The sequence below is a fragment of the Streptomyces sp. NPDC006265 genome, from assembly GCF_040613555.1.
In the GTDB taxonomy this organism is placed as follows: domain Bacteria; phylum Actinomycetota; class Actinomycetes; order Streptomycetales; family Streptomycetaceae; genus Streptomyces.
Window position 1 is genome coordinate 1 of the sequence record NZ_JBEXSH010000211.1, and the last position, 11,305, is coordinate 11,305.

At 71.8% G+C, this 11,305-nt stretch carries 9 protein-coding genes; 3 read left to right on the top strand and 6 right to left on the bottom strand.

The window, feature by feature from the left end; genetic code table 11:
• Positions 1 to 105: 105 nt before the first annotated feature.
• A complete protein-coding gene (locus tag ABZ281_RS18775) occupies positions 106 to 978 on the bottom strand; it encodes an acyl-CoA thioesterase II (RefSeq protein WP_030835238.1) in 873 nt (290 codons plus the stop codon).
• A gap of 37 nt (positions 979 to 1,015) precedes the next feature.
• On the bottom strand, positions 1,016 to 3,529 hold the full coding sequence (locus ABZ281_RS18780; protein ID WP_356656812.1) for a DUF3516 domain-containing protein: 2,514 nt from the start codon (positions 3,527 to 3,529) through the stop codon (positions 1,016 to 1,018).
• A gap of 145 nt (positions 3,530 to 3,674) precedes the next feature.
• On the opposite strand from ABZ281_RS18780, the gene ABZ281_RS18785 reads away from it, so the two are divergent.
• Positions 3,675 to 4,469 (top strand): metal-dependent hydrolase, encoded by a 795-nt coding sequence (locus tag ABZ281_RS18785; protein ID WP_356656814.1) that lies wholly within the window; start codon positions 3,675 to 3,677, stop codon positions 4,467 to 4,469.
• Positions 4,470 to 4,489: 20 nt separating this feature from the next.
• Here ABZ281_RS18785 and ABZ281_RS18790 read toward each other — a convergent pair whose 3' ends face one another.
• From ABZ281_RS18790 to ABZ281_RS18805, 4 genes are all read right to left on the bottom strand, one after another.
• Positions 4,490 to 4,735 (bottom strand): type B 50S ribosomal protein L31, encoded by a 246-nt coding sequence (locus ABZ281_RS18790; protein ID WP_356656816.1) that lies wholly within the window; start codon positions 4,733 to 4,735, stop codon positions 4,490 to 4,492.
• A 35-nt stretch (positions 4,736 to 4,770) separates the two neighbouring features.
• Positions 4,771 to 5,241: a DUF5709 domain-containing protein gene (locus ABZ281_RS18795; RefSeq protein WP_356656818.1), complete on the bottom strand. Its 471-nt coding sequence runs from the start codon at positions 5,239 to 5,241 to the stop codon at positions 4,771 to 4,773.
• Between the two features lie 214 nt (positions 5,242 to 5,455).
• On the bottom strand, positions 5,456 to 7,237 hold the full coding sequence (locus ABZ281_RS18800) for an ABC transporter ATP-binding protein (protein WP_356656820.1): 1,782 nt from the start codon (positions 7,235 to 7,237) through the stop codon (positions 5,456 to 5,458).
• Positions 7,234 to 9,039: an ABC transporter ATP-binding protein gene (locus ABZ281_RS18805; RefSeq protein ID WP_356656822.1), complete on the bottom strand. Its 1,806-nt coding sequence runs from the start codon at positions 9,037 to 9,039 to the stop codon at positions 7,234 to 7,236. The genes ABZ281_RS18800 and ABZ281_RS18805 overlap by 4 nt, the downstream gene beginning before the upstream one ends.
• A gap of 190 nt (positions 9,040 to 9,229) precedes the next feature.
• Here ABZ281_RS18805 and ABZ281_RS18810 point away from each other — a divergent pair, with 190 nt between their 5' ends.
• Both ABZ281_RS18810 and ABZ281_RS18815 read left to right on the top strand, forming a co-directional pair.
• On the top strand, positions 9,230 to 9,967 hold the full coding sequence (locus tag ABZ281_RS18810; RefSeq protein WP_356656824.1) for a hypothetical protein: 738 nt from the start codon (positions 9,230 to 9,232) through the stop codon (positions 9,965 to 9,967).
• Positions 9,968 to 10,009: 42 nt separating this feature from the next.
• On the top strand, positions 10,010 to 11,305 hold a 1,296-nt coding region (locus tag ABZ281_RS18815; RefSeq protein ID WP_356656826.1), incomplete at its 3' end, for a peptide-N4-asparagine amidase.

The following is an 11,305-nucleotide window of genomic DNA, read 5'->3' on the forward strand; positions in this document are numbered from 1 at the left end:
GGGTGGTAGGTCGGGGGTGCATGATCGTGCGATGGTCGCGGGTTCGGGTGCCCGGCGCGATCGCAACCCCCCCGCGGGCGGGGTACCCCACGGCGAAAGGCCGGGTCAGCCCAGCTTCCGGAAGAGTCCCTCCTGCACCACGGACACGACGAGCCGGCCCTCACGGTCGTAGATCCGCCCCCGGGCCAGACCGCGGCCCCCGACGGCGATCGGCGACTCCTGGTCGTAGAGGAGCCAGTCGTCCGCGCGGAACGGGCGGTGGAACCACATCGCGTGGTCCAGCGACGCCAGGTCGAAGCCGCGGGGGCCCCACAGCGGCTCGACCGGGATGCGGACGGCGTCCAGGAGGGTCATGTCGCTGGCGTAGGTGAGGGCGCAGGTGTGCACGAGCGGGTCGTCGCCGAGCGGCCCGACCGCGCGCATCCACACGGCGCTGCGCGGCTCGGCGTCCTCGACCTCCGCGGCGGTCCAGCGCAGCCGGTCCACGTAGCGGATGTCGAAGGGCTGGCGCCGGGCCATCCGTTCCAGCTGTTCGGGCAGCGCTCCCAGGTGCTCCCGGATCTCGTCGGTGACGGTGGGCAGGGACTCCGGGTCGGGGACCTCGCGGGCCGGCGGCAGCTGGTGCTCGAAGCTGCCCTCCTCCGGCTTGTGGAAGGAGGCGGTGAGGTTGAAGATCGTGCGGCCCTGCTGCACGGCCGTGACCCGGCGGGTGGTGAACGACCGCCCGTCGCGCACATGCTCGACCTGGTAGACGATCGGCACGCCCGGCCGGCCCGGACGCAGGAAGTACGCGTGCAGCGAGTGCACCGGGCGGTCGCCCTCCGTGGTGCGGCCGGCGGCGACCAGCGCCTGCCCCGCCACCTGCCCGCCGAAGACCCGCTGCAGGGACTCCTGCGGGCTGCGCCCGCGGAAGATGTTGACCTCGATCTGCTCCAGGTCGAGCAGATCGACGAGCCTCTCGGCCGGGTTCGTCGTCATGGGTGGGATTCTCCTGTGCTCGCTGCTGCCCGGCCCGTCACAGCTGGCCGACGTCGGTCACGCGGACGACCGCGCGGCCCTCCGCGTCCGAGGCCGTGAGGTCGACCTCCGCGCTGATGCCCCAGTCGTGGTCGCCGTTCGGGTCGTGGAAGATCTGCCGGACCCGCCACAGGGCGTTCTCCGGCTCCTCCTCGATGAGCAGCAGCTTGGGGCCGCGGGCGTCGGGGCCGGTGCCGAGATCCTCGTACTCGTCCCAGTACTTGTCCATGGCCTCGCCCCACGCGTCGGCGTCCCAGCCGGACTCCCCGTCCAAGTCGCCCAGTTCACCGACCTGGTCGAGGGCGGCCAGCTCCACGCGACGGAACATGGCGTTGCGGACCAGGACGCGGAAGGCGCGCGCGTTGGCCGTGACCGGCTTGACCTCGTCGGCCTTCTCCTGGGCCTCCTCGGCGGTCATCTCCGCAGGGTTGGCCAGCTGCTCCCACTCGTCCAGCAGGCTGGAGTCGACCTGGCGCACCATCTCGCCCAGCCAGGCGATCAGGTCCTGGAGGTCCTCGGACTTGAGGTCGTCGGGGACGGTGTGATCGAGGGCCTTGTAGGCGCTGGCGAGGTAGCGCAGCACGATGCCCTCGGTGCGGGCCAGCTCGTAGTGGGACACCAACTCGGTGAAGGACATCGCCCGTTCGTACATGTCGCGGATGACCGACTTCGGCGACAGCGGATGGTCGCCGACCCAGGGGTGGCTCTTGCGGTACGTGTTGTACGCGTGGAAGAGCAGCTCCTCCAGAGGCTTGGGGTAGGTGATGTCCTGGAGTCGCTCCATGCGCTCCTCGTACTCGACCCCGTCCGCCTTCATCTGGGCCACGGCCTCGCCGCGCGCCTTGTTCTGCTGGGCGGCGAGGATCTGCCGCGGGTCGTCCAGAGTCGACTCCACGACGGAGACCATGTCGAGCGCGTAGGACGGTGACTCGGGGTCGAGCAGTTCGAACGCGGCGAGCGCGAACGTGGACAGCGGCTGGTTGAGCGCGAAGTCCTGCTGGAGGTCGACCGTGAGGCGGACGATGCGCCCTTCGGCGTCCGGCTGGTCGAGCTTCTCGACGATGCCGCCGTCCAGCAGCGAACGGTAGATCGCGATGGCCCGGCGAATGTGCCGCAACTGCTGCTTGCGCGGCTCATGATTGTCCTCCAGCATGCGGCGCATCGCCTCGAAGGCGTTGCCGGGGCGGGCGATCACCGACAGCAGCATGGTGTGCGTCACCCGGAACCGGGAGGTCAGCGGCTCCGGTTCGGATCCGATGAGCTTCTCGAAGGTCTGCTCCGACCACGCGACGAAGCCCTCCGGGGCCTTCTTGCGGACGACCTTGCGGCGCTTCTTCGGGTCGTCGCCCGCCTTGGCGAGGGCCTTCTCGTTCTCGACGACGTGCTCGGGCGCCTGCGCGACGACGAAGCCCTCCGTGTCGTAGCCGGCCCGCCCGGCCCGGCCGGCGATCTGGTGGAACTCCCGGGCCCGCAGGGTGCGCACCCGGGTGCCGTCGTACTTGGTGAGGGCTGTGAACAGCACGGTGCGGATGGGGACGTTGACGCCGACGCCGAGCGTGTCCGTGCCGCAGATGACCTTGAGCAGACCGGCCTGTGCGAGCTTCTCCACCAGGCGGCGGTACTTGGGCAGCATGCCGGCGTGGTGCACGCCGATGCCGTGCCGGACGTAACGGGAGAGGTTGCGGCCGAACTTGGTGGTGAAGCGGAAGTTGCCGATCAGCTCGGCGATCTGCTCCTTCTCCGCCTTCGAGCACATGTTGATGCTCATCAGCGCCTGCGCCCGCTCCACGGCCTGCGCCTGCGTGAAGTGCACGATGTAGACGGGCGCCTGCCGCGCTGCCAGCAGGTCGGTGAGCGTCTCGGTGAGCGGGGTGTACCGGTACTCGTAGGACAGCGGGACCGGGCGGGTCGCCGAGCGGACCACCGCGGTCGGGCGGCCCGTGCGGCGGGTGAGGTCCTTCTCGAAGAAGGAGACGTCGCCGAGCGTCGCCGACATCAGCACGAACTGCGCCTGCGGCAGTTCCAGGATCGGGATCTGCCAGGCCCAGCCGCGGTCGCCCTCGGCGTAGAAGTGGAACTCGTCCATCACGACCTGGCCGACGTCCGCGTGCCTGCCGTCGCGCAGTGCGATCGAGGCGAGCACCTCGGCGGTGCAGCAGATGACGGGGGCGTCGGCGTTGACGGAGGCGTCGCCGGTGAGCATGCCGACGTTCTCGGTGCCGAAGATCTTGCACAGCTCGAAGAACTTCTCCGACACCAGCGCCTTGATCGGGGCGGTGTAGAAGGTGACCTCGTCCCGGGCCAGCGCGGCGAAGTGCGCGCCCGCCGCGATCATGCTCTTGCCGGAACCGGTGGGCGTCGACACGATCACGTTCGCGCCGGAGACCACCTCGATCAGCGCCTCCTCCTGATGGGGGTAGAGCGTGAGACCCCGCTCGCCGGCCCACGACTCGAAGGCTTCGTACAAGGCATCGGGGTCGGGGGTCCGCGGCAGCTGATCGATGAGGGTCACGCCCCCCATCTTGCCTGCCCCGATGCCCGATGCGGGAATCGGCTGCGGGCCCGAAGATCACGAACGCTACGCTGGGCCGCCGACGGGACGTCAGCGCGCCCGGTCAACTGGACAGCGGCACACGAGGAACGGGGCGGGCAGCGCCATGATGGGACCAGCACACTCACTGTCGGGAGCCGCCGCCTGGCTGGGCGTCGGCGCGGCCGCAGCGGCGTCCGGGCACCCGATGCCCTGGCCGGTCCTTCTCGTCGGCGCCCTGATCTGCGCCGGAGCCGCCCTCGCGCCGGACCTCGACCACAAGGCGGCCACCATCTCCCGGTCCTTCGGACCACTGTCGCGCTGGCTGTGCGAGATCGTCGACAAGCTGTCGTACGCCGTCTACAAGGCCACCAAGAAGCAGGGCGACCCGCGCCGCTCCGGCGGGCACCGCACGCTGACGCACACCTGGCTGTGGGCGGTCCTGATCGGTGCGGGCACCTCGGTCGTGGCGATCACCAGTGACCGCTGGGGCGTGCTCGCGGTCCTCTTCGTGCACCTGGTCCTGGCCATCGAGGGCCTGCTGTGGCGGGCGGCGCGCGGCAACAGCAGCGATGTCCTGGTGTGGCTGCTGGCCGCGACCACCGCGTGGATCCTCGCGGGTGTCCTGGACAAGCCGGGCAACGGCGCGGACTGGCTGTTCACGGCCCCCGGGCAGGAGTACCTGTGGCTCGGGCTGCCGGTGGTGCTGGGCGCGATCGTGCACGACATCGGGGACGCGCTGACCGTGTCCGGCTGCCCGATCCTGTGGCCCATCCCGGTCGGGCGCAAGCGCTGGTACCCGATCGGGCCGCCGAAGGTCATGCGGTTCCGGGCGGGCAGCTGGGTCGAGCTCAAGGTGCTGATGCCCGTGTTCATGGTGCTGGGCGGGGTGGGCTGCGCGGCGGCGCTCAACGTCATCTGAGCCCGGCTCCGGGACGCGTCTCAGCCGCCGCCGTAGCGCCGCTCGAAGGCGGCGACCCGGCCCTCCGAGTCCACCGTGCGGGCCTTGCCCGTGTAGAAGGGGTGGCTCTCGGAGGAGATCTCCACGTCCACGACGGGGTAGGTCTCGCCGTCGTCCCATTCGATGCGCTGGTCGCTGGTCGCGGTGGACCGGGTGAGGAACGCGTACCCGGCGGCGCGGTCGCGGAAGACGACGGGGTGGTAGTCGGGGTGCTTGTCCTGCTGCATGGATGCTCCTCGAACGGCTCGGGACGGGCTTGCGATCAGCCGGACGGGGTGTCCTCGTCGACGATGTGCACGGCGGCCTCCTCGGCCGACGCCGCGGCGCCGTCGATGCCCACGTCCATGGCGACCAGTGCCTCCTCCTCGTCCTCGTGGGCGCCCTCGTCGGGTGCCACGAGCCGGCCGGAGCGCGCGGCGCCGACCTCGTTGTCCAGGAGTTCCCCGTCGGAGCCCGCGCAGTCCCCGAGGCCGTCACCGTCCGGGACGGCGGCGTCCGGCAGCTCCTCGGAGAGCCGCTGGTCCAGCGTCTCGCCGCGCTGCCGCTCGGCGGCCGTCACACCGAGGTGCTCGACGGCCCAGGGCCGTTCGGGAGGGGACCAGCCCCGATCCAGGGGATCGTCGACGCCGTCGTTCTCCAGGGTGTCCTCGGCGTCGAGCAGCCCCGTGTCCTCCCTCTGCTCGTCTTGGTCCGGCTGGTAGACGTCGTCTCCCCAGCCGTCGGAGCTGTTCACGGGTACCTCCAGGGGGTGGGACGAGCCCGTTCTCACGGGACCCGCTCCGGGCTGCCGCCGCACGGAGCACAGATGCCGCCCGAACCACTGCTTCCCGGGCGTTCCCCGAGCCGGTGCCTGATTCCAGCCTTCCACCCCGGCTCGGGACCGCGCAACGCCAAGGACACGGCCGCCCCCCCCGTGAGGCGGGCGGCCGTCTCGTACGACGAGGGGCTCAGCCGTGCCACGACCTCCACAGCGCCGCGTACGCGCCGTCCGCCGCGACCAGCTCCTCGTGGCTGCCCAGCTCGCTGATGCGGCCGCTCTCGACGACGGCGATGACGTCCGCGTCGTGGGCCGTGTGCAGCCGGTGGGCGATGGCGACGACCGTGCGGCCGTCGAGGACCCGGGCCAGGGACCGTTCCAGGTTGCGGGCGGCGCGCGGGTCGAGCAGGGACGTCGCCTCGTCCAGGACCAGCGTGTGCGGGTCGGCCAGCACCAGGCGGGCCAGCGCGATCTGCTGGGCCTGGGCCGGGGTGAGCGCCAGACCGCCCGAGCCGACCTCGGTGTCCAGGCCCTCGTCGAGCGCACGGGCCCAGCCGTCGGCATCGACCGCACCCAGCGCCGCCCACAGCTCGGCGTCCACGGCACCGGTCCGCGCGAGCCGCAGGTTGTCGCGCAGGGAGCCCACGAAGACGTGATGCTCCTGGTTGACGAGGGCCACGTGGGAGCGGACGCGTTCGGCGGGCATCCGGGACAGCTCGGCGCTGCCCAGGGTGATCCGGCCGTCCCGGGGCGCGTAGATCCCCGCGAGCAGCCGGCCCAGCGTCGACTTCCCCGCGCCCGAGGGGCCGACGAGGGCCAGCCGGGTGCCGGGAGAGACCTCCAGGGACACCTTGCGCAGGACGTCCACGCCCTCCAGGTAGCCGAAGTGCACCCGGTCGGCGTGCACATGGCGTCCGTCGGGGGCCACCGACGGATCCCCGGCGTCCGGCTCGATGTCCCGGACGCCGACGAGCCGGGCCAGCGACACCTGTGCCACCTGCAGCTCGTCGTACCAGCGCAGGATCATGCCCACCGGGTCGACCAGCATCTGGGCGATCAGCGCGCCGGTGGTCAGCCGGCCGACGTCGATCCACCCGTGGAGGGCGAACACACCGCCGATCATCAGGACCGAGGCGAGGACGGTCACGTGGGTGGTGTTGATGACCGGGAAGAGCACCGATCGCAGCCAGAGCGTGTACCGCTCCCAGGCCGTCCACTCCCGGATCCGCTGCTCGGACAGCCCGACGCGGCGCTCGCCCAGGCGGTGGGCCTCGACGGTGCGCCCGGCGTCCACGGTCTCGGCGAGCGCGGCGGCCACGGCGGCGTACCCGGCGGACTCGGAACGGTAGGCCGAGGGTGCCCGCCGGAAGTACCAGCGGCAGCCGACGATCAGCAGCGGCAGGGCGAGCAGCACGGCGAGCGCCAGCGGCGGCGCCGTGATCACCAGTCCGCCCATCAGCAGGACCACCCACACCACGCCGATCGACAGCTGCGGCACGGCCTCGCGCATGGCGTTGCCGAGGCGGTCGATGTCCGTCGTGATGCGCGACAGCAGATCGCCGGTCCCGGCCCGCTCCAGCACACCGGGCGGCAGCCCGACCGACCGGACGAGGAAGTCCTCGCGCAGGTCGGCCAGCATCCGCTCGCCCAGCATCGCGCCGCGCAGCCGTACCTGACGGACGAACACGGCCTGGACGGCCAGCGCGGCCACGAAGAGCCCGGCGGTGAGTTCCAGCCGTAGCTCCCGTGCCCCGTCGGACACCCGCTCCACCAGTCCGCCCAGCAGCCAGGGGCCAACCATCGAGGCGATCACGGCGGCGGTGTTGACGGCGACCAGCAGCAGGAACGCCCGCCGGTGCCGGCGCAACAGTTCGGCCACGTAGGCGCGGACGGTCTCGGGGGCGCCGACCGGCAGGGTGTTCGCCGTCGTCGGGGCCGCCGGGTCGTACGCCGGTGGCGCGACGCCGATCATGCCTTCTCCTCGATCTCTTCCAGTTCGTGCAGTACGTCGTTCAGGGTGACGGAGCCGTTCGGTGCGGCCTCGTCGTCCGTCTCGCGGGTGACCACCGCCCGGTAGCGGGGCTCGGTACGCACCAGCTCGCGGTGGGCGCCGACCGCCACGGCCTCGCCGTCGTGCAGGAAGACGACCCGGTCGGCGCGGTCCAGCAGCAGCGGCGAGGAGGTGAAAACCACGGTCGTGCGCCCGTCGCGCAACTCCCGTACGCCCTGCGCGATCCGGGCCTCGGTGTGCGAGTCGACGGCCGAGGTCGGCTCATCAAGAACGAGGGCCTCCGGGTCCGTGATCAGCGACCGGGCGAGCGCGAGCCGCTGGCGCTGGCCACCGGACAGGGACCGGCCGCGCTCGGTGATCCGGGCGTCCATGGGGTCGGTGGTGTCCAGGGAGCCCTGCACCAGTGCCGCCAGCACGTCGTCGCACTGCGCGGCCGTCAGCGCCTGATCCGGCTGGACCGCTCCCGACGCGGGTACGTCGAGCAGGCCGCGCAGCGTGCCGGACAGCAGCACCGGGTCCTTGTCCTGGACGAGGACGGCCGTACGGGCGCTGGCCAGCGGCAGTTCGTCGAGCGGCACCCCGCCGAGCAGCACCGAGGTGCCCTCCCGGGACGGGTGTCCGCCCAGCCGTTCCGCCAGCAGGCCCGCCGCATCCGGGTCGCCGCACACCACCGCCGTGAGCCGGCCGGCGGGCGCGAGCAGCCCGGTCTCCGGGTCGTACAGGTCGCCGGTGGGGACGTCGGCCGCGCGGGATCCGGCGGTGTCCGTGGGGCGCTCCAGCGACAGCACTCCCGCGGTCCGCTTGGCGGAGGGCCGGGAGAAGGAGTACGCCATGGCGATCTCCTCGAAGTGCCGCAACGGGTAGGTGAGGACCATCACCGAGCTGTAGACGGTGACCAGTTCGCCGACCGTGATCCGGCCCTCGCGCGCCAGTCGCACGCCGTACCAGACGACGGCGATGAGCAGCAGCCCGGGCAGCAGGACCTGGATCGCCGAGATCAGGGACCACATGCGGGCGCTGCGCACGGCCGCGTCGCGTACCTCCTGGGAGGCGCTGCGATAGCGGTCGAGGAACAGTTCCTCGCCGCCGATGCCGCGCAGCACGCGCAGGCCGGCGACGGTGTCCGAGGCGAGTTCGGTGGCGCGTCCGGCCTTCTCGCGCTGGGTGTCGGCACGCCGGGTGGCTCGGGGCAGCAATGGCAGCACGGCGAGCGCCAGCGCGGGCAGACCCACGGCGACGACGACGCCGAGCGCCGGCTGGTAGACGAGCAGGCCCACGCAGACCAGCACGATCGTGACCAGAGCCGCGGTGAAGCGGGACAGGGCTTCGACGAACCAGCCGATCTTCTCGACGTCACCGGTCGAGACCGCCACCACTTCACCGGCCGCGACGCGCCGGGTCAGCGCCGAGCCCAGATGGGCGGCCTTACGGGCGAGCAGTTGCTGGACGCGGGCGGCCGCCGTGATCCAGTTGGTGATCGCGGTGCGGTGCAGGAAGGTGTCGCCGACCGCGTTGCCGGCGCAGGCCAGCGCCAGCAGGCCGCCCGCCAGGGCGAGCCCGGTGCCGGAGCGGTTGACGACGGCCTGTACGGCGACTCCGACACAGAACGGCAGGGCGGCGACGGAGGCGAAGTGCAGCAGCCCCCAGGCCAGCGACTTGAGCTGACCGCCCAGCTGATTGCGGAAGAGCCACCACAGGAATCGGGGCCCCGAACGCGCGTCCGGCACGCCCGGGTCGGGGTACGGAAGGTCTTGAATCTGCATGACGTCCCAGTGGCTCGTGTCAGGGGGTGGAGTCCGGCCGAAGGCAGCAAACCGTGACAGGTTCGCCCTGTCGCGTTGTGGCGGGCAACAGGTTTTCCGCCCACCGAACGGAACCGGCCGTCCGCCGTGCGCCACCGACTCTCCGGGCCTCGGACCGCCGTCGCCCGGGACGCGGTGCGACCATGGAGCGATGCACAGTGGTGGCGTACGACGAGCCGTGGCCGCGACGGCGGTCCTCGCCTCTTTCCTGACGGCTCTGTCCGCCTGCGGTGGCGCGGAGGGCAGTGGGAGTGGGGCGACACAAGCCGCGGGCCGGGCGGCCCGCACCCACGCGGCCACGGCCGCCCCGACGCGCGTCCCCGGCGTCGGCGACCGGCTCCAGCGGCGCATCCCGTCCGGCTCCCGCCAGGTCGTCGCGGTCTACGGCGACCGGAAGGACTCCGCCGACTCCACGGTCGTCCTGTACACGAAGCACGGCTCGACCTGGCAGCGGGAGCGCGGCTGGACCGGGCACAACGGCAAGAAGGGCTGGACCACCGACCACCACGAGGACGACGACCGCAGCCCTGTGGGCGTGTTCACCCTCAGCGACGCGGGCGGTGTGCTGCCGGACCCGGGCTCCGGGCTGCCGTACACCCGCTCCGCGGCCTTCGCCGCCCCGCGCTGGTGGGCCAAGTCGCACTGGCACGACTTCGACTACGTCATCGCCATCGACTACAACCGCGTCAAGGGCACCCCACCGAACGACCAGACCCGCCCCGAGGGTGAGAAGAAGGGCGGCGGGATCTGGCTGCACATGGACCACGGCAGCGGCACGTCGGCCTGTGTCAGCGTGCCCGAGCAGGCGATGAGGTACCTACTGCGCACGCTCGACCCGCGACAGGGTCCCGTGGTGGTGATGGGGGACAGGGCGGACCTGGCGGCCTAGTGCTCATTGCGCGGGTGGCCGACTCCCCGTAGAACACCGCCCATGAAGAGACGGATCGTCATGTCCATGCTTGCCGGAGCGGCCCTCCTGGCAAGCACCCTCCTCGGCACCGGACCCGCCGGGGCGGCGGAGGTCCCGGCCCCGGCGGCCGGCTTCCCCGCCGAGTTCGGCACCGACTGGCACGACCCGGTCACGGCCGCCCCGCCGGTGGAAAGGCCCTCCGGAAAGTCCTGCGAAGTCACCCTCGCCCGCGCGCAGTTCCGTGACTTCACCCCGTACCGCGGCACGTACACACCGCCGGACGGCTGCGGCGATCGCTGGAGCAAGGTGGTGCTGCGGCTCGACGGCAAGGTCAAGGGGCGCCAGTACGACCGGCTCGGCTACCTCCGGGTCGGCGGGGTCGAGATCCTCCGGACGTCGACGCCACAGCCGTCGCCGGACGGTATCGAGTGGTCCGTGGAGAAGGACGTCACGCGCTACAGCGACACCTTGCGCGCGGGCCGGGGCGTCGAGATGCTCATCGGGAACGTCGTCGACGAGACCTATACGGGCGTCCTCGACGTCAAGGTCACGCTCACGTTCTACCGGGGCCGCCCGGACGGCGCGAGCCCCGACCGGGTCCTCACCCTCGACGGCGACTCGGCCCTCAGCACCCCGCGCAACAGCGAGCGCGTCGTCGCCGAGGTGTACGCGACGGGCTCCGGCGGCGGCTGCGAGGAGTACTGGTACCTGACGGTGCCCGATCCGGCACCGTACTCCTGCAAGTCCGGTCAAGGCCCGTACCGGGAGGTGCGGATCAGCGTGGACGGCCGGCTCGCCGGCATCGCCACCCCGTTCCCGACGGTGTGGACCGGAGGCTGGTCCAACCCGTTCCTCTGGTACGTGATCCCTGGCCCCCGCGCCCTCGACATCAAGCCGATCAGCTACGACCTCACCCCTTTCGCCGGGATCCTCAACGACGGCCGCCCGCACCGCGTCGAGGTCTCGGTCGTCGGCGTACCCGAGGGGCAGACCGGCTGGAGCACGCCCGTGAACGTCCTGGTCTGGCAGGACGAGGAGCGCACGCGGGTCACCGGGAAGCTCACCGTGCACAAGGAGGGCGACCTCACCGATTCATCGGTGTACACGCCCGGTTCGGAGCACCGGGTCGATACCGACGGCGCCCACCGGCTGACCGTAGGCGGCTACGTCGACACGTCGCACGGCCGCGTCCGGACCACCGTCAGCCGTTCGCTCGTCCATACGTCCACCCACCGCTGGACCGACGGGGTGGACGATGCCCTGTTCATGGCAGTAGGCGAGGGCTGCGGCGACCTGCTCGGCGATCTCCTCGACATC